This is a genomic window from Bradyrhizobium sp. STM 3562, from assembly GCF_045571435.1.
Taxonomy (GTDB): Bacteria; Pseudomonadota; Alphaproteobacteria; order Rhizobiales; family Xanthobacteraceae; genus Bradyrhizobium.
This window is the reverse complement of the sequence record NZ_CP120694.1, coordinates 7,299,784-7,318,421: the sequence shown is the minus strand read 5'-3', so window position 1 is coordinate 7,318,421 and position 18,638 is coordinate 7,299,784. Positions and strand designations below refer to the sequence as shown.

Sequence of the window (18,638 nt, the reverse complement as noted above, 5' to 3'; positions counted from 1 at the left end):
CCCTCAGCCCCACACGTCGCGTTGTTCATGCATACTACTCGCCCTCGACTCCGGACGTGGAAGTCAGTTTAATTGGCTACCGCTTCGGCGACACTTGGTGGACCGCGCTCGCCACAATGCGGGCATGGCGTGAACGACGACGAAAACAGGGAGGTTCGGATGGCAACACATCACGGGGAATGCTTCTGCGGCGCCGTGAAGATCGAGGTATCAGGCGATCCGGAAGGCATGGGCTATTGCCATTGCCGCTCATGCCGGTCGTGGTCGGGCGGCCCGGTGAATGCCTTCTCGCTGTGGAAGCCGGACGCTGTCCGCGTGACGGCCGGCTCCGACCAACTCGCGATGTATCAGAAAACGCCGGTCAGTCAGCGCCAATACTGCAAGACATGCGGCGGCCACGTCATGACCAATCATCCGCCTTTGGGGCTGATCGACGTCTTTGCAGCGACGATCCCGACCCTCGATTTCAAGCCGGGCGTGCATGTGAACTATGGCGAGACCGTTCTACCCATCAAGGACGGCTTGCCGAAGTTCAAGGATTTTCCGAAGGAATTCGGCGGATCGGGCGAGATGGCTTCGGAGTAGCGGGGAGGCCTGTGGCTTAGCGGAAGATACGGCGGAGGCGCACCGTTTGCCCCCGCCGGCGATCACGATCAATCCATGTCTGTTGCCGGAGTTCTTCGATGCGCGTGAAAGACCTCCTTGAAATCGGCGAAACAGGCACGCTCCCATTGGCGGGCTTCGGCCTGGCCGCGATCCTCGTCCCATATTTCGTCCCTTCACTGCGCTCACGCGCGGGCGATCTCGTCAAGGCGTCGGCCAAGTTGTTTCTCGAAGCCGAATTCGATGCGGATAACGCGCTCACCGAGTGGCTCGTCGATACGGCGGTCGATGCGCTGATGCGCGTTCCCTTTGAGAAACCGATGGAGCAACGCAGGCAACACACGGACCGGGTGCTCGATCGCTTCTTCTCGAGGGCGCATGCGGGTGCTTGTCGGCGAGGCTTCGATCATGAGGACAGGGGAAGGAGATATCAAAAGCACCTCGCCGTGATCGAACGGGCCTTGAGGCGGAAACAAGCACGCGCCGGCGCCGCTCACGCTCCGATGTTCGCGCACGCCCTTCATCGGCTCGCAACCGAGCGTCACGCTCACGGCCTGCGTTAGCACATCCGAGGCGGGTACCGCGCACAATGACTTCGCGCGCCTATGCTCATTTCCTGCGTCAGCGGAGTGAGACCGTTGCAGTCCCGTCCATGCCGAGCACACGGGCCGCTCCATCCGATAGATCTATGCAGCGTCCCTTCACGAATGGGCCACGGTCATTGATCCGAACCGTAACGCTTCTCCCGGTTGATTGTGAGGTGACCGTGACGTGAGAGCCGAATGGTCTGGAACGGTGCGCTGCGGTCATCGCGCTTGGGTTCATCCGTTCGCCAGATGAGGTTCGGCCCCCGCTGTAACCGTAACGGGAAGCGATACAAGTTTCAGCGAAGGCAGGAGTGGCTAAACAAGCGACGGCTAAGGCGGCACATAGCGGACCTACCATTCTCCCACTCCCAAGAACCTGAACATCGAATTTTTCCGGCACCGGACGAGAACATCATGAACGGATGGCCAGCGGCCGCCGCTGCGGAGCCGCGCAAGTCATATCGGACCGCTTGTGTCTAAAGCGCGATGGGATTGGGTCGAATCGCCATCGCGCTTTAGATTCTTGTTTGAGCATGATCTTTTTGGACAACCGCTTCACACTTTTCCGGATCATGCTCTGGCGCTGCTGCTACAGGGTCAAAAACGCTTATTTCGTTTCGCTGCACGTCGTATCTGTTGATAAGATCGGTTGTCGTTGGGATTGCGCTGAATTTGCTTTTCCAGGGCGGCAAGGTCTTCGCTCAGAGTTGCGGCGTTCGGCATGAACGCCCGACAATGTCTTCATGGTCGTCGTCCCTCTTTTGCAGGCTACAAACGACCCTGTTCGGGGCAGCGTTCCTCCTAGCTGCCCGTTTGGACATGCAACAATGCATGGAACTTTCTTTGCTGGTAACTTGCTAAGGAGTGCGCTTCTGCTTTGCAGCTCGTGGTGGAAGCTTGGAAAAGGCGCCGCGGGAATGCGAACGGATGTTTCTTCGACGTCATTGCGAGGAGCGGAAGCGACGACGCAATCCAGACTGCATCTGTGGAGAAAAGTCCGCATTGCTTCGCCTGCGGTCGAAATGACGGCGTATGCGGTTTGACAGTTGAATCCTAAGCGACCGCATGTCGTCCCCGACAAGCTCACGATAGCGAGCGTAGATCCGGACCCACAACGGATTGGTGACTGCGAACGACGACGTCTAGTGTTGTGTCTCTGACATCTGTTCACTCGGTGTCATTCCGGGGCTCGCGAAGCGAGAACCCGGAATCTCGCGCCACAACCTCTAGATTCCGGGTTCAGCCCTGCGGGCTGCCCCGGAATGACGGAATGGATTGTCAGAGTCACAACGCTGCCAGCCGACGCTGCGGACAATTCTGCGGTATGGGGCGCGGCTTTTCGCCAGGATGATATCGTGCTGACGATAGCTGTCGATCCCTACGACAGCCGCATGTCCAAAAGCCTGCGGCCTTCGTTGTTCTTCAACAGCTTCTTCACCGCGCTCGATGCGACGACCTCGCCTTCATTGGCATAGGCCTCGTGGTTCTTCTCGATGTCGTCGAGGCGATAGAGATAGTTGACCATGATGCCGGCGGATTCGCGCATGCCCTTTGGCGAGAGATCGCCGAGCCAGTTGATCCGCTCCAGCCGCGCGCCATTACCGAGATGGAAGCGCGCGACCGAATCGATGAGCTTGCCCTTGGGCGTGCGCGCCTTGAGGAAATAATAGGCCGAGAGCGGCTCGATTACCGGGCGGAGCTGCAAGGCGAGTTCGGTGTCCTCGAACCAGTTGGGTTCGTCGAGATGCTTGAGCAGCGCGCGGTCCTCATCGGAGAGCGGCAGGTCCTTGCCTTGCTTCAGCCACGACATGAAGCCGGGCACCGGCGACAGCGTGACAAAGGTGTCGAGCTTGGGCAGCTCGCGGCGCAATTCCTCGACCACCTGCTTGATCAGGAAGTTGCCGAAGGAAATGCCGCCCAGCCCGCGCTGCGTGTTGGAGATTGAATAGAACACCGCGGTGCGCGCGCGCTCGATTCCTACCGGCTGGCGGTTCACGGCGAGCAGCGGCGCGATCGCAGGCGGAATGTTTTCCGTCAGCGCCACCTCGACGAAGATCAAGGGCGCGTCCGCCATGGCGGGATGGAAGAACGCGTAGCAGCGGCGGTCGACCGGATCGATGCGGCGGCGCAGATCATCCCAATCATGTATCTCATGCACCGCCTCGTAGCGGATGATCTGTTCCAGGATATTGGCCGGCGTCGACCAGTCGATCCTGCGCAGCACGAGAAACCCCCTGTTGAACCACGAACCCAAGAGATGGACGATGTCGCGGTCGAGCGACGCCAGATCTTTGTGGCCGTTCAAAAGCGAAAGCAGGTCCGCGCGCATCGCCACCAGATCTTCCGTTCCGCCGGGCGCGCGGTTCAGCCGGCGAATCAGTTCTTGGCGTCGCGGCTCGGAGGCGAAATGGAGCAGGCCTCCATTGCCGTCGCCCGGCTCCTTCTGCCAAGCCTCGATAGCCTTGGCGACCCTCTCCCGGTCGGGGCCGAAATTGCGCGCCAAAGCCTCGAAGAAGGCGCGCCGCTCGGCGGGGTCAAGGTCGTGATAGCGGTCCAGCACCTCGCGCGCCATGGCGGTACCGGAGGCCTCGCCGCGCCCGGACAACAGCGCTTCGCATAGTTCGATCAGGCCGGCGGCGTCTTCCTTGCCGTCAGCCGGTTTGGCGCGCCGCAGCAAGGTGCGCCCGCGCTCGGAAATGGTGGAAAGCAGGTCCGTAAAGAACGCGTTGGCCATCTGTACCGGGTCGAATCCGTGTGGGTCGGCGGAATCTTACATGGATTTAAGGCGAAGTGAGCCACAATCAAGCACAACAATTCGTCACGCTGGCCGGCGATTTGCGTCAGCAGTTACTCCTTTTCTGCAAACTCGGTTGGCGTCCTGCCCGTAACCTGCCTGAAAGCATGCGAAAATGCAGGCATGCTGGCATAGCCGAGTTCGGCGGCGAGCTGCTTGATCGACACATTGGCGTCGGTCGAGAGTCTTTCGACGGCTGCGGCAATTCGCGCACGCTGGCACCAGCTCTTGAAGCTGAGCTGCGTCTGCGCCGAAAACAGCCGCGACAGCGTTCGGGCCGAGGTCCCGACCCTCTCGGCCAGCGTATCGATCTCGTGGGAGCCGGCGGGATCGCCGAGCACGAGTTCGGCCGCGCGCCGGCAGCGTGGCTCCTGGGGCAGGGGGATGTAGGTCGCGGAGTCATCGGCCCGCCGCAGTTCGAGGATGGTGAGCCTGACCAAGAGCGCGGTGCGCTCCCGGTCGCCGCCGTCGAACAGCGCCAGAATCGCCTGGTGCAGCAAGGGCGAGACCCGCACCACGAATTCCCGTTGCAGGCTCTCGGCGCGCGGTTCGCGCTGCAGCCAGGCCACGTCGAAATACAGTGTGCGCATCTGGATATCCGCGAGCACGTCGATCGCGTGCTCCAGCCGGGCAGGGACCCAGACCGCGCGGTCCGGCGGCACCAGCCAGCGCCCCTTGGGTGTGGTGACCTGCATCGTCCCCTTGGCGGCATAAACGAGCTGCCCCTCGCGGTGCATGTGAGGGTGCAGCCGCACGCCTTTCTTGTAATGGCGCGCGACCAGATGCACGCCGTCTTGCGCGCTGCGGCGATCGTCGGGGATGGTGTGGATTGGCGTTTCGACGATAGTCATTGGCGGCATCCCGTCACAGCAACAACCTATAACGCATTTTCGGGGAGGAAGAGGATACGACGGATGAATAATCCAGGACGGGTGATCGGCTTCGTCAATGCCGCTCATTTCATCGATCACTATTCCATGCTGATCTTTGCCGCCGCCGTCATCGTCATGGGGCCGGCGCTGGGCATGGCCTATTCGGAACTGTTGCCCTATGCGACGCCCGGTTTCGTCGCTTTCGGCGCGGGCTCGCTGTTGACCGGCTGGTTAGGGGACCGCTGGAGCCGCCGTCATATGATGGTGATCTTCTTTGTCGGCATCGGTGCCTCGATGATCGCCGTCGGCTTCGTGCAGACGCCGTTGCAGCTAGCGGCGGCGCTGCTCGCGATCGGCGTGTTCGCCTCGATCTATCATCCGGTCGGCACCGCGATGATCGTGTCCTATGCCGACAGGCTCGGCCGCGAGATGGGGCTCAACGGCGTCTGGGGCAATCTCGGGGTTGCCTCGTCGGCGCTGGTCACCGGCGTGATCGCGCAATATCTCGGCTGGCGCTTCGCCTTCATCATCCCAGGCATCGCCACCATCCTGCTCGGTGCGGCCTTCGCATTGACGGTGGTGCATGAGGACCGCAAAGGCTCCAAGCAGGCGGCGGCGCAGGCGCGCGTCGCGAAACAGGATATGTGGCGGGTGATCGTCGCGCTCCTGATCGTCGTGATTGCGATCTCGACGACATTCAATGCGGTGACCGTCGCGCTGCCAAAACTGTTCGCCGAGCGGCTCGCCGGCCTCACCAGCAGCCCGGCGCTGCTCGGCCTGATCGCGGCCGGCGTCTATGTGTTCGGCGCCATGACGCAATATACCATCGGCCAATTGCTGGACCGCCATTCGCTGAAAACGGTGGCCCTGCCGCTGTCTTTCATGCTGGCGCCGTTCCTCTATCTCGCGGCCAATCTGTCCAACCTGCCGTTGATCGTGGTCTCGATCGGCATGGTGATGGGCGCGTTCGGCCAGGTCACGGTGAACGACGCCATGGTCGGCAAATACACGGCCGAGGAATGGCGCTCGCGCGCCTATGCGGTGCGCTATTTCGTCGGCTTCACCGCGGCCGGCGCGTCCGTCGGCCTCGTGGCCTGGCTCTATCAGCATGGCGGCTTTGCGACGATGCTGCACGCCTTTGCCGGCCTGTGCCTGCTGGTGATCGCGGCCGCGCTCATCCTGCCGCACGAGATCAGGACAAAGGCGGCCGACGCCGCGTGAGGCCGCCGCGTTTCAGCCTCCGGCCTGCGGCGCGCTTGTCGCCGCCGGCATCACCTTCTTTCGCGCACCGCGCCAATTCTCGAACCGTTGCACCACGACGAAGAAGGCCGGCACGAACAGCACGGCGAGGCAGGTCGAGGCCAGCATGCCCGAGAACACGGTGATGCCGATCGACTTGCGCGCGCTGGCGCCGGCGCCGGTCGCCAGCACCAGCGGTACGACGCCGAGGATGAAAGCGAACGAGGTCATCAGGATCGGGCGGAATCGCGCACGCGCCGCGTCAATGGCGGATTCGATCAGCGACCTGCCTTCGCGGTGCAGCTCGACCGCGACCTCGACGATCAGGATCGCGTTCTTGGCCGAGAGCGCGATCAGGAGGATCAGGCCGATCTGGACGTAGAGATTGTTGTCGATCTTCAGGGCTTGAAGGACGATCATCGGCCCGAGCAGCGACAGCGGCACGGCCAGGATCACCGAGAGCGGCGTGTACCAGCTCTCATACTGTCCCGCGAGCACGAGATAGACGAGCAGCATCGCAAGGCCGAAGGTGTAGTAGATCTGATTGCTGACGGCCTTCTCCTGGTACGACATCGCCGTCCAGTCATAGCCGGTGCCGGGCGGCAAGGTCTTGGCCGCGATCTGCTCCATCAAGCTCAATGACTGGCCGGAGCTGTAGCCCTGCGCCGGGATTCCAACGATGGTCGAGGAGGGATAGAGATTGTACAGGCTGATCAGGGAGGGGCCGACTGAGGGCGTGATCTTGGCGACCGTGCCGATCGGGACCATGTCGCCGTTCTGGTTGCGCACCATCATGTTCTCGATATCACGTTGCGTCAGGCGGGATTGCGATTCCGCTTGCGTGTAGACCTGGAACACGCGGCCGAATTTATTGAACTGGTTGACGAAGGAGGAGCCGAGATAGGTGGAGAGCGCGGAGAACACCTGGTCGGTGGTGACGTGCAGCGTCTGGGTCTTGATGCGATCGATCTCGACGTCGAACTGCGGCACGTTGGCGCGGAAGGGTGATTGAACGCGCTGCAGTGCGCTTTGGCTCTGCGCGTTCTCCACCATGGCATTGGTGATCGCCTGCAGCTTGGCGTAATCGTTGTTGCCGTCGCGCAGTTCGATCTGCATGGCAAAGCCGGCGGCATTGCCGATGCCCTGAATGGGCGGCGGCGGCAACACCAGCGCCCGCGCCTCCATGATCGTCGCAAGCTTGTCGTTCAGCCCATAGACCAGCGAGCGCAGATCCTCGCCCGGGCCACGGGAGTCCCAGTCTTTCAGGACGATGTAGGCGACGCCGGCATTGGCAAGGCTCGCGCTGTTGTCGAGCGCCGAGATGCCGGCGATCGTGGTGACCTGCGCGACGCCCGGCGTCTTGCCGGCGATATCGGCGACCTTCTCCAGAACATTCTGCGTCCGGTCGAGCGCAGCGCCGTCAGGTAATTGGACCGCGGCGATCAGATAGCCCTGATCTTCGATCGGCAGGAAACCTGTCGGCACGCGGGCTAGCCCATAAAAGCCGATGCCGATCAGGATCAGTGCGATGATGGCGGAGAGGCCGGCATGCCGGACGATACCGCCGATCAGCGCGGCATAGCGACCTTCCAGGCGGTTGTAGAGGTTGTTGAATCCGCGATAGAACCAGTTGCGCCGTTCCATTGGCACGGCGGGTCGCAGCCACAGCGCGCATTGCGTCGGCTTCAGGGTCGCGGCATTGATCGCGCTGAGCAGCGCGGTTGCCGCGATCACCAGCGCGAATTGCGCGTAGATGCGCCCCGTCAGGCCCGGCAGAAATGACGCCGGCAGAAACACGGAAATCAGCACCAGCGTGATGCCGACGATCGGCGCGAAGAGCTGGTCCATCGCCTTGATCGCGGCGTCGTGGCCGTTCATGCCCTGCTCGATATTGTGGGCGGCGCCCTCGACCACGACGATGGCGTCGTCGACCACGATGCCGATGGCGAGCACGATGGCAAACAGCGTCGAGAGATTGATGGTGAAACCGAGCGCCGCCATTGCAGCGAACGCGCCGATGATGGTGACCGGCACCGTGGTCGCCGGTACCAGCATGGCGCGCCAGTCCTGCAGGAACAGGAGGATCACGATCAACACCAATAGGCCGGCTTCGATCAGCGTCTTGTAGACCTCGTGGACCGAGGCGGAGACGAATTTGGTGGTATCGAAGGGCGTGTCGTACTTGATCCCGGGCGGGAAGGCGTGCGCCAGTTCCGCCATCTTCTTCTCGACCGCCTGCTCGACCTGCAGCGCGTTGGCGCCGGGCGACTGGAACACGCCGATGCCGGTGGCGGGCTGGTTGTTGAGCGAGAAGATCTGGCTGTAGGTTTGCGCACCGAGCTCGACCCAGCCGACATCGTGCACCCGCGTCACGTCGCCATTGTCGCCGGTCTTGACGATGATGTTCTCGAACTGGCTGGCGTCATCGAGCCGGCCGTTGACGTTGAGGGTGTATTGGAAGGCCTGGCCCGGCGGCGTCGGCGGACTGCCGATCTGGCCGGCGGAGACCTGCTGGCTCTGCTGCTGGATCGCCTGGATCACGTCCTGCGGCACCAGATCGCGCGCCTGCAGCTTGTTGGGATCGAGCCAGACCCGCATGGAATACTGGCCGGCGCCGAATACCGTGACATTGCCGACGCCGGGCAGGCGCGACAGCTCGTCCCGCAGATTGATGGTCGCGTAGTTGCTGAGGAACAGGCTGTCGTATGTCTTGTCGGGCGAGGTCAGCGTCACGAACAGTAGGATCGATGTCGATCGCTTCTGCACGGTGACGCCCTGGTTCTGCACCGCCTGCGGTAATTGCGACAAGGCGCTCGAGACGCGGTTCTGCACCAGCACCTGCGCGAAGTTCAGGTCGGTGCCGATCTTGAACGTGACCGTGAGCGTATAGGTGCCGTCGGCGCCGTTATAGGACTGCATATAGAGCATGTCCTCGACGCCATTGACCTGCTGCTCGATTGGCAGCGCTACCGTATCGACGACGGTCTTGGCGCTGGCGCCGGGATAGCGCGTCGTGACCTGCACGGTCGGCGGCACCACGTCCGGATATTGCGCGATCGGAAGGTTGAGCAGGGCCACCGCGCCGATCAGGATCATCAACAGCGCGATGACGTTGGAAAGGACCGGCCGCTCGATGAAGAACTTGGAGATCATGGCCCGCTCCAGTTGAGGGACGCTTATTTGGCCGATGCTTGAGGCTCGACGATCTTCTGCACCTGCGGATCGACCTTCTGCCCGGGAATGACCCTGAGCAGGCCCGCGATCACAATACGGTCCTCCGGCTTCAGGCCGGTTTCGATCACGCGCAGCCCGTTATCGAGCGGCCCTGTTGTCACCTTGCGCTGCTCGACCATGTTGTCGCCGGTCACCACGAGCAAATAGCGGCCGCTCTGGTCGCTGCCGAGCGCGGTGTCGGGAACGAGCAGGGCGTTGTCCTGCTTCTCGACGGGAACGCGGACGCGGACGAAGAGGCCGGGCAGCAGCACGCGGTCCACATTGGGTATGATGCCGCGAACGGCGAGCGTTCCGGTCGATTGATTGACGGTGGGCGCCACGTAGTCGAGCTTGCCGGCGTGCGGATAGCCCTGCTCGGTCTGCAAGCCGAGCTCGACCGGCGTTTGCTTGAGGTCGGCCGACGTGAGCCCCCTGCGCCGGGCTTCCGCGCGGATGCGCAGCACGTCCTGCTCGTTGACCGTGAAATTCACATAGATCGGATCCTGCGCCACGATGGTCGCAAGCTGGGTCGGGGAAGAGACGCCCACGAGCTCGCCGACCGAGACGAGATGCGCGCTGACGACGCCGTCAAAGGGAGCTGCGACCTTGGTATAGCCGTAATTGACCTCGGCGATCCTGGTATTGGCCTGCGCCTGCTGCAGACTGGCCCGGGCGTTGTCGCGGTTGGCGGTGGATGTATCGAGAGTGGCCTGCGACACCGCCTGCCGCGCGACCAGATCGCTCTGCCGCTGAAAATCGAGCTCCGCCTGCTTGAGCGTGGCCTGCGCGCCGGCTTGCGCCGCCTGCGCCTGATCGAGCTTCAGCTTGTAGGTCTCCGGCTCGATGGTGAACAGCGTCGTACCTTCTTTGACGAAGGCGCCGTCGGTGTAGTCGATCGATTGCAGGAACCCCTGCACCCGTGCCACCAGGTCGACCTGCTTGATCGGCGCGGTATTGCCGGTGGCCTCGAGATAGCGGGTGATCGGGCGCTGCACGGCAAGCGCGACATCCACCTTGGGCGGCGGCGGCGCGACGAAGGTATTCTGCTCGCAGCCTGCAAGCGCGATCACCGCCAGGAGAGCAGCCGCCGCGCGTCCAAGATGCCCACCATCAATCGGCCTGAAGTGAAACGGACGCGCAGGCTTCATGGCAGTCACCATTCGTCTAATGCTCTGCGAGCAGGCCTCTCGTCGCGCCTTGCATAGCAATATTCCGTCTTGAGCGAAACCTGAAACCGGTCAACACTTTCACGATCCGTTGCGACGCAACAAGATTATGGTAGTGACAATTTGATTCATTGCCTGCTCAAGGGGAGCGAGCTTTCAAGCATCCAGCCTGGAGCCCTCGGGAATGAAATCAGTGTTCAATCCACTCCTGCCGTGCTTGGCGGCGCTTGCCCTCGGGATGACCATGATGACGATGCCGATCTTTGCCGACGGCCTGAAGGACGAGATCGCACCCACCGGCAAACTGCGGGTGGCGATCGCGATCAGCCCGGCGGGCGGCGCGTTCTGGTGCACCAGGACCGAGCGCGGCTACGCCGGGGTCCCCGTCGATCTCGGCAAGGCCATGGCAGCGCAACTAGGCGTGCCGGTGGAGTATGTCGTGCATCAGAATTCGGGACAGATCACGGATGCGGCGGGCAAGGGCACCTGGGACATCACCTTTCTGCCCAAGGATGCGGCGCGCGAGACCAAGATGTCGTTCGGCCCGATTTATGAGGTTGCGGACGCGACCTACATCGTCAAGCCGGGCTCGACCGTCACGAGCTTCGCAAGCCTCGATCAGCCGGGCGTCAAGGTCGCGGCCGTCAACAACACCACGACCATGCGTGGCGCACAGGCGCACCTGAAGAACGCCACGGTGATCGGCTACCAGACCTATGACGAGATCTTCGGCCTCTTGAACAACGGCGAGGTCGACGCCTTTGCGCTCTCCCGCGACCAGCTCAATGCCATGGCCAAAAAGATTCCAGGGACAAGGGTGCTGGACGAGACATTCAAGAAGACCGTCACGGCCGTCGCGGTGCCACTCGATCATCCGCTGTCGCTCGCGTTCGTCACCAAGTTCATGACGGAGGCCAGAACGAACGGCGTGTTGCGGCAGGCGTATGACCACAATGGCCTGAAGGGCGCGCCGATCCGCAACGAGTAGCTAGGTCGTATCTGATGAAGAAGATTGGCACGTCGGGGAGCGAGGTCATCATGACCTATGAAATCAGGCCGATCGCCGAGCATCATGTTCCGGTTTCCCGCGCAACGCTGGATGCGGTTGTTCGGGAGCAGAAAGTCCTTTCGTTTTTAGAAGCGCCTCCACTTCAGAAAATGCGACTTTGTGTTTTGAGCAACACCAAAGAAGGGTGGCCCCAATTTGTTGTTCTCGCTGATGAGGAGATCGCCGGCCGGTGCGATGTTCTTCCCAACACCCGAAGGACAGTTTCCGCCCATTGCGCTACCGAACGACGACGAGCAAACTGCGGCATGATCGCCACAAGGACCTGTGTTTGACGCCAGTTCCTGGTGTTGTTACTGTGGTTAAAACCTGTACGAAGCAATGTCGTTGATACGTGACCAGAGGTTGCGGGCGTTCCACGCGGTAGCTTTGAGGAAAAGCTTCACCGATGCCGGTCACGATCTTAACCTCACCCAACAAGCAATCTCTTTCCACATTCGCTCCCTTGAACAGGAGCTCGGCATTCCGCTTTTCAACCGCAACCATCATTCAGTGCAACTAACAAAAGCAGGAACAATCCTGTTTGCACACGCGGAAAAAATCCTCGAGCTTTATGGAGAAGCCTCCCGCTCATTGGCGGAGCTCCGGGAAGAGAGCACCCTGCGTCTGCGAATAGCCGCGACAAATTCCATCTCAAAATATGCAATGCCCGCGGCAATTCGGACCTTTCAAAGCAGACATCCGAAAATTCAGATCGTGCTTGAGATCGGGAATAGCACGTGCGTCATTGAATATCTCAATCAAGGTGTCGTCGATGCCGCGCTAGTTAGCGATGGCGTGCCGTTTTCTTCGAATTACCGCGTAACGCCGCTTTGGCGGGAGCAGATCGCATTCGTCGTCTCGCATGAACATCCCTGGGCATTTCGAAAAGAACTTTCGATAGATGACCTATTGGCCACCCCGGTCATCATGCGGGAGAAAGGGTCCGGAACGCGAGCGATCCTCGAGCGCCGGCTTTCTGTTGCGGGCTTGTCGTTCAATCACCTGAAAATCGCGCTCGTCGTCGGTAGCCCGGAGGCTGTAAAGATGGCGGCTCAAGCTGGCGTGGGAGTGGGGATACTCTCCAACCTCCGCGCTCGCCACGGCATTTCCTCGCACGATTTGGTGCTGAAGAGAATCGATGGCTTTGATCTGACCCGCGACTTTTATGTTGTGAGGCCGCAAAATGGGTCCGCGGCCCCTATGCTTAATGAGTTCGTATCGATCGTACAGGGATCGATAGCCTAACGACACTACCCAAGGCGTCGATACTCAGGCCCCACATATTTCGCTTTCGGGCGGATAAGCCGGTTGTCCTTGATTTGCTCGGCAACATGCGCGCTGACACGGCTGCAGGCGAACATCGGCGTGAACAACCGCCGGCTTACAAAAATTACGGATAACGCCATCAGTCTCTTCTGTTGGTGGTGACATCGAGAAAGGCTTACCAACGCTAGAAGCAGCGTTGGAGGCAGCACTGATGGATGTGGCCGTTCATCTCGTAACGTTCAAACAATACTGCCTTGTGGCCGCGCTCTCATTCATCGCAGCCATTGTCGGTGGTATCACGGGATACGGCACGGGGTTAATCCTTCCGCCTGTCCTCCTGCCCATCGTGGGTCCGGCCGCGCTAGTTCCCGTCATCAGCCTTTCCGCGCTTATGACGAATGCAAGCCGGCTGATTGTTTTCAGAGACAAATTCGACGTCCGACATGCCGTCATGTTGGCAGGCTGTGCGCTACCTACCTGTGTTGCGGGCGCTTACATCTACACAGCACTCAGCGGAAAGGCCGTAACGATTGTCACTGGTCTGGCGCTTATCGTCCTGGTTCCTTTACGCCGAATAGCGAGCAGGGCTCAATGGACGTTGCCGACGTCCGGACTGGCAGTGGCGGGAAGTGGATATGGGCTTCTCGTTGGAGCAACCTCAGGATCCGGCATCGTCCTGCTTTCAATCCTTCTCGCTGCCGGTCTTCGAGGTGCGGCGGTCATTGCGACCGACGCTGGCATCTCATTGCTTCTCGGGCTGGCGAAGACGGCTGTCTTTCAGACCGCCGGCGCGCTTCCAGCGTCCGCCTGGATCATGGCGATAGTGATCGGTTGTTGCGCCACACCAGGCGCGTTCCTCGCAAGAAGGCTTACCGCCGGTCTGCCGATCCACGTACACACCAGCATTCTCGACGGCGTAGTCGTCCTTGGGGGAGCATTGCTCGTGATTCAGGCCTGCGGCGGCGGAAGATAAGTCACGGGACCTAAGGACCATACGATGATCAAGGATAGAAAAATCGAGGCAAGAATGACTAGCGAAACTAGGACAGTCGCACAGCTCATGGTCATTTATTTTCTCGTGCAACTAGGCATGATGGCTGAAGTACGTCGGTTAGATGCAAGCGCTATCAAATCACTTTTGTGGTGGGACGGCGTGACGCCGACGCAACCGGGTCTGTTCGATGGCAACCTTATCGATCGGTCTGGTCAGGGCGCCCGTTGCGGGGCAGTTCTCCGTCCAGGAGAAGCCAAACCGGTCGACGCACGTGCCTAAGCGATTGGAGAAGAAGCGCTTGCCGAACGCCACGCAGGTGCGCGTGGCGGAGATGGCCGCTGCCGAAGTGCTCGGCCGCTTATCCCGTGTTGGAGCGCGCAGTTGCTTGCAGCCGAGCCGCCTTCGGGTCATCGAGCTAGTTCGTCGTGCCTCCCGGGATGGGATCCAGGCCGCTCTTGATGATCTCATCCTTGGCGACCGGCGATGTCGTCAGAAATTTGATCAGCGCTTTGCCGGCCTCGGGTTCTCTTGCGCTCGTGACGACGCCGGCGGAGAAGACCGTGATCTTCTGCAATTCGGGAGGGAGCGGGCCGACGATGTCGATGCCCTTCACCGGCTTCAGTTCGCTGATCTGCTGAAAGCCGAGTTCGGCCTCGCCTTTGGCGACGATCTCGCCGACCGGCGTGGCCGGGATCATCCTGGCCTTGTCCTTCATCTGGTCGGCGATGCCGAGCTTGCCGAACATCTCGGTGGAGATATAGACGCCGCTGGCGCTATCGGAGTATGCGACCGACTTGGCCGCAAGCAGCGCGCGCTTGACCGCATCGGCCGAGCTGATGTCCGGCCTCGGCGCGCCGGCCTTCACCGCAATGCCGATCGGCGATTTGACGAGATCGACGCGGCTGGCCTCGACCACCTTGCCCTTCTTGATAAGGTCGCCGAGCGCATAGCCGACCATGATCAACACGTCGGCCGGCTCGCCACGCTCGAGCCGCACAGGGATAGCGTTGGCGGTGGTGCCCATCGAAGGGCCGTAGGCGACCATAACCTTGTTGCCCGTCTGCCGCTCGAACTCGGGCGCCAGCGCGTTGAAGGCAGCCGTCAGTCCGCCGGAAATCATGACCCGAACTTCGGCCGCGGTCGCCGCGCCCGTGAACAGCAGCAGGACTGCCAAGCCGGCAAACAGGCTGCGGAATGCGGCGGATCGCGGTCTCATGGTCGTTTCTCCCGAGCATGCGTATTGTGCGCTCCTCTTATCTTGTACGAGCGTACAAAGCAAACGGGAGGGGTGGGTCAGGATGCAACGAAATCGCGCGGCAGGGAATTTCAGTCGGCAACGCGGACAGATCCGAAAATCTCGAAACGGATCGGGACTCGTTCCTTCGGATTCCGGGTTCGCTCGCTCTCGCGAGCGCCCCGAATAACGGGGGCTACGAATTGACGTGCACGAAATCGCGCAACAGCGGATAGATCTCATTGTTCCACTTCTTGCCGCTGAACACGCCGTAATGACCGACGCCGGCCTGCATGTGATGCACGCGGCGATAGGCACGCACATTGGTGCAGAGCTCCTGCGCCGCCAGCGTCTGGCCGATGGAGCAGATATCGTCGCGCTCGCCTTCGACCGTCATCAGCCCCATCCGCCGGATCGCCGCCGGGTTCACGCTGCGGCCGCGAAATTTCATCCTGCCGAGCGGCAACAAATGCTCCTGAAACACGTCGCGCACGGTCTCGATGTAGAACTCCGCGGTCAAATCCATTACCGCGAAATATTCATCGTAGAACGTCTTGATGAGGTCGGCCTTTTCCTTCTCGCCCTTCATGAGATGGTTGTGCAGGTCCATGTGCTGCTTGATATGGCGCTCGAGATTCATCGAGACGAAAGCCGTGAGCTGCACGAATCCGGGATAGACTTTTCGGAACGCGCCCTTGCATTGAACCGGCACGTAGTTGATCAGATGGGTCTCGAACCATTTCAGGGGCCGGCTTTTCGCAAATTCATTGACCTTGGTCGGCTGGATCCGCGTGTCGATCGGCCCTGCCATCAAGGTCAGTGTCGCGGGGCGCGACGGGTGGTTGTCCTCGCACATGATGGCGGCGGCGGCGAGCGCCGACACCGAGGGCTGGCAGATCGCGACCATGTGCGGGCGCGGCCCCAATTGCCCGAGGAAGCGGATCAGGTGGTCGGTGTAATCGTCGAGGCCGAAGCGGCCGTGCTGAAGCGGGATATCGCGCGGGTTATGCCAGTCGGTGATGTAGACGTCGTGATCCTGCAGCAGCGTTTTCACCGTGCCGCGCAGCAGCGTGGCGAAATGGCCCGACATCGGCGCGACCAGCAGCATGCGCGGCTGTTCCGGCCCATCGTCCTTCCTAAAGTGCAGCAGCGAGCCGAAGGGCGTCGCGTAGGTGACCTCTTCGGTGATCTTGAATTCGCGGTTTCCCACCTGAACGCTGTGGATGCCATAAGGCGGGCGTGTATAGGTCAGCCGGGCGCGTGTGATCAGCTCGAGTGCGGCAGCCAAGCGCCCGACCACCTTGTCTGACATTCCCTGCGGAACGAGATTGAGAACTTTGAGCGCGGACGCAGCTCCCGCCCGCCATGGCTCAGTCAGGTCCATCTGGTTCTGGAAGGCCTGATACAGCATCGACATCATTACATCCGCCCTTGGCTGTATCGACATGCAATATCGAAGCCAAGGCGGGGGTCAGATAACTCAGCAATTGGCACGTCGCTTGCTGCGTAATTCGCGGAAAAGCATGGGCAAATGGGGCGCGGCCGGGCTCCGCGCTGGCAGAGTGCAAAAGAGGCGTGAGGTAGGCCACATGGCAAAGGCGACGCTGACCATCAGCAGCAAGAATTACTCCTCCTGGTCGCTGCGCGGCTGGCTGCTCGCCAAGTTCTCCGGGCTGGAGTTCGAGGAAATCGTCGTCGCGCCGGAGGATCCGTCGGCGCGGGCTGAAATCCTGTTGCTGTCGCCGACCATCCTGGTGCCGTGCCTGCGCCATGAGGGAGCGACCATATGGGATACGCTTGCGATCGGCGAATACCTCAATGAGACCGTGCCGCAGGCGCAGCTCTTGCCCGCCGACCGGATCGAGCGCGCGCATTGTCGCTCGATCTGCGGCGAGATTCATTCCGGCTTCGCTACGCTGCGCGCGTCGCTGCCCGTCAATCTGAAAGGTCATTTCCCGGGTTTTAAGATCTGGACTCGCGCGCAAGCCGACATCGACCGGGTCTGCATCATCTGGAGCGAGTGTCTGGAGAAGTCCGGCGGGCCGTATCTGTTCGGCGCGCAACGGACCATGGCGGATGCCATGTATGCGCCGGTGGTGACGCGCTTTCGGACCTACGACGTCAAGCTGCCGCCGCGGCTTGAGGCCTATGCCGAGGTGATCATGTCCATGCCGGAGATGGTCGAATGGATCGCGGCGGCGAAGGCCGAGCCCGCCGAGATTGAGGAGCTGGAGGTCGAATATTAGCCAGCCGCCCGCGGTGGCCGCCTATCGGCTCAGTTAGTAGGCAGGTTGCACAATTTCATATCAGTGGATTGCGTCGGGCGGTGCGCCGAGCGGCAAGATTAACCTTTGCCAGTCGCTGGCCCTCATTGTGGCGCGGTGAGGTGTCTGGATATGGTGCGCCGCGCCGGAGCCGCGCCGATATCTAGCCGTGAACAAACTGCTCACCCGGCGCAAGCGCTGATTCGGACGCTGTTCGTTCGCCCCGCGTTCAAGACGTTAAGATGGCCTCTGCCTTGCGTCGCGTTTTGAGACAGATGGGGGCGCACCCAGGATTTACCGCGCCGTCCGAGACGGCGCGGTGGAGTTGGCCTGTGGCGATTCCTGCGATCGGCATCCGTAGGTTCTTGCTGGCCCTATCACGATGCTCAATCTTCCATCCCAGCCGCATTCGCGGCAGGAGGACGCTTAACGAAACGACTTGTGGCCATTGGCGAATTTCGGCAGGCGCCAGCCGATTACGGTTGCTTCGAGTGCACCGCCGGATTCGTGGTTACGCCATTGGCCGTCGAGATAATAACAGGGAAACGGTAGCTGGTAGGTCCCGCTTTGGTCTTCGCACAGCACCTGGACCGGCAACCCCGGTGGCGGTTCGCCCGCGCCATCGAATTCAGCCAGTCGTCGCTCGCGTGTTGCCATGTCATCTTCCCCGCTTTCAGCGGCGCGGACGCGCCGTTCGTGGATCCCCGCCCGCTTGATGCACCCAGCCTCCGCAAATCAAGAGCGCCGGAATGAGGTATCAGTGTGGTATGCGTCGCCGAGCTCTCAAAGCAATTTGACGTGATGCGAGGTGAGGGTTCGATGAAGGTAAAGATTGCCATTGCCACATGCATGGCGGGTGCCATGTTGCTGCCGATTTCGGTGGAACTTCGCGCCCAAGACATTCCAGGCATCGAAATCTGCACGGTCGAAAAGACCATGGAGCGGCGAACGAGCTGCCTGCAGAGCAATGTCGATTTCCTGCAGAAGACGATCACAAAGCTTTCCGCCGATCACCAACTGAAGCTGGATGCGGCTAATCGTCAGATTGAAAGCCTGAAGGCAACGGTTGCGGGCCTCGAGAAGGTCGTGGCTGACCTGCAGACTGCGCAAAAGCAGATGGCCGAAGATCTGAAGAAGAAGGTTGATGCACCGGCGGCCAAGGAAGGCGCATCTGCGCCGAAGGGGGGCGGGAAGTGAGCAAACCCGCCGTCATTCCGGGGCGGCTCGAAGGAGGCGAACCCGGAATCTCGAGATTCTCAGATGTGCAATTGGATATCAGAGTTCGATGCTTCGCATCGCCCCGAAATGACGGTCTCGCCCTTGCGAAGCGCAACCACGATCAAACGCACCGCGCGCAA

Annotated in this window: 18 protein-coding genes; 10 read left to right on the top strand and 8 right to left on the bottom strand. The window is 61.2% G+C overall.

Annotation, left to right across the window (positions count from 1 at the left end; translation table 11 throughout):
• Positions 1 to 159: 159 nt before the first annotated feature.
• Complete coding sequence (locus P6U23_RS33755) at positions 160 to 585, top strand: GFA family protein (protein ID WP_024512584.1); 426 nt, start codon at positions 160 to 162, stop codon at positions 583 to 585.
• 146 nt (positions 586 to 731) lie between these two features.
• Positions 732 to 1,166, top strand: a complete 435-nt coding sequence (locus tag P6U23_RS33750; protein WP_407176644.1) for a hypothetical protein — start codon at positions 732 to 734, stop codon at positions 1,164 to 1,166.
• A gap of 58 nt (positions 1,167 to 1,224) precedes the next feature.
• Here the strand turns inward: P6U23_RS33750 and P6U23_RS33745 are convergent, their stop codons facing one another.
• The 3 genes from P6U23_RS33745 to P6U23_RS33735 form a co-directional block, all read right to left on the bottom strand.
• Positions 1,225 to 1,548 (bottom strand): septal ring lytic transglycosylase RlpA family protein, encoded by a 324-nt coding sequence (locus tag P6U23_RS33745; protein WP_407176643.1) that lies wholly within the window; start codon positions 1,546 to 1,548, stop codon positions 1,225 to 1,227.
• A gap of 1,020 nt (positions 1,549 to 2,568) precedes the next feature.
• Positions 2,569 to 3,924, bottom strand: a complete 1,356-nt coding sequence (locus P6U23_RS33740; protein ID WP_407176642.1) for a malonyl-CoA decarboxylase — start codon at positions 3,922 to 3,924, stop codon at positions 2,569 to 2,571.
• Between the two features lie 113 nt (positions 3,925 to 4,037).
• Complete coding sequence (locus tag P6U23_RS33735; protein WP_407176641.1) at positions 4,038 to 4,835, bottom strand: AraC family transcriptional regulator; 798 nt, start codon at positions 4,833 to 4,835, stop codon at positions 4,038 to 4,040.
• Positions 4,836 to 4,898: 63 nt separating this feature from the next.
• On the opposite strand from P6U23_RS33735, the gene P6U23_RS33730 reads away from it, so the two are divergent.
• Positions 4,899 to 6,077, top strand: a complete 1,179-nt coding sequence (locus P6U23_RS33730) for an MFS transporter (RefSeq protein ID WP_407176640.1) — start codon at positions 4,899 to 4,901, stop codon at positions 6,075 to 6,077.
• A 12-nt stretch (positions 6,078 to 6,089) separates the two neighbouring features.
• Here the strand turns inward: P6U23_RS33730 and P6U23_RS33725 are convergent, their stop codons facing one another.
• Complete coding sequence (locus tag P6U23_RS33725; RefSeq protein ID WP_407176639.1) at positions 6,090 to 9,248, bottom strand: efflux RND transporter permease subunit; 3,159 nt, start codon at positions 9,246 to 9,248, stop codon at positions 6,090 to 6,092.
• Positions 9,249 to 9,271: 23 nt separating this feature from the next.
• Positions 9,272 to 10,465: an efflux RND transporter periplasmic adaptor subunit gene (locus P6U23_RS33720; protein ID WP_407181676.1), complete on the bottom strand. Its 1,194-nt coding sequence runs from the start codon at positions 10,463 to 10,465 to the stop codon at positions 9,272 to 9,274.
• A gap of 247 nt (positions 10,466 to 10,712) precedes the next feature.
• Here P6U23_RS33720 and P6U23_RS33715 point away from each other — a divergent pair, with 247 nt between their 5' ends.
• From P6U23_RS33715 to P6U23_RS33695, 5 genes are all read left to right on the top strand, one after another.
• Positions 10,713 to 11,462 carry an ABC transporter substrate-binding protein gene (locus P6U23_RS33715; RefSeq protein ID WP_407181675.1) on the top strand — a complete coding sequence of 250 codons (750 nt, stop codon included), beginning with the start codon at positions 10,713 to 10,715 and terminating at the stop codon, positions 11,460 to 11,462.
• Between the two features lie 50 nt (positions 11,463 to 11,512).
• Positions 11,513 to 11,815 (top strand): hypothetical protein, encoded by a 303-nt coding sequence (locus P6U23_RS33710; protein ID WP_407176638.1) that lies wholly within the window; start codon positions 11,513 to 11,515, stop codon positions 11,813 to 11,815.
• A gap of 52 nt (positions 11,816 to 11,867) precedes the next feature.
• On the top strand, positions 11,868 to 12,767 hold the full coding sequence (locus tag P6U23_RS33705; protein ID WP_407176637.1) for a LysR substrate-binding domain-containing protein: 900 nt from the start codon (positions 11,868 to 11,870) through the stop codon (positions 12,765 to 12,767).
• Between the two features lie 232 nt (positions 12,768 to 12,999).
• Positions 13,000 to 13,761, top strand: coding sequence for a TSUP family transporter (locus P6U23_RS33700; protein WP_407176636.1), 762 nt, complete (start codon positions 13,000 to 13,002; stop codon positions 13,759 to 13,761).
• Between the two features lie 24 nt (positions 13,762 to 13,785).
• On the top strand, positions 13,786 to 14,061 hold the full coding sequence (locus tag P6U23_RS33695) for a hypothetical protein (RefSeq protein ID WP_407176635.1): 276 nt from the start codon (positions 13,786 to 13,788) through the stop codon (positions 14,059 to 14,061).
• Between the two features lie 136 nt (positions 14,062 to 14,197).
• Here the strand turns inward: P6U23_RS33695 and P6U23_RS33690 are convergent, their stop codons facing one another.
• Together P6U23_RS33690 and P6U23_RS33685 are read right to left on the bottom strand one after the other, a co-directional pair.
• The gene (locus P6U23_RS33690; protein WP_407176634.1) at positions 14,198 to 14,998 is read right to left on the bottom strand and encodes an extracellular solute-binding protein; all 801 of its coding nucleotides are present in this window, start codon (positions 14,996 to 14,998) and stop codon (positions 14,198 to 14,200) included.
• A gap of 214 nt (positions 14,999 to 15,212) precedes the next feature.
• Entirely contained in the window at positions 15,213 to 16,436 is a 1,224-nt protein-coding gene (locus tag P6U23_RS33685; RefSeq protein WP_407176633.1) for a polyhydroxyalkanoate depolymerase, read from the bottom strand.
• Between the two features lie 169 nt (positions 16,437 to 16,605).
• Here P6U23_RS33685 and P6U23_RS33680 point away from each other — a divergent pair, with 169 nt between their 5' ends.
• Positions 16,606 to 17,262, top strand: a complete 657-nt coding sequence (locus tag P6U23_RS33680; RefSeq protein ID WP_407176632.1) for a glutathione S-transferase family protein — start codon at positions 16,606 to 16,608, stop codon at positions 17,260 to 17,262.
• Between the two features lie 444 nt (positions 17,263 to 17,706).
• On the opposite strand, the gene P6U23_RS33675 is transcribed toward P6U23_RS33680, so the two are convergent.
• Entirely contained in the window at positions 17,707 to 17,937 is a 231-nt protein-coding gene (locus P6U23_RS33675) for a hypothetical protein (RefSeq protein ID WP_024512572.1), read from the bottom strand.
• A 192-nt stretch (positions 17,938 to 18,129) separates the two neighbouring features.
• Between P6U23_RS33675 and P6U23_RS33670 the strand changes: the two genes are divergently transcribed.
• A complete protein-coding gene (locus P6U23_RS33670) occupies positions 18,130 to 18,477 on the top strand; it encodes a hypothetical protein (RefSeq protein WP_407181674.1) in 348 nt (115 codons plus the stop codon).
• Positions 18,478 to 18,638: the final 161 nt, after the last annotated feature.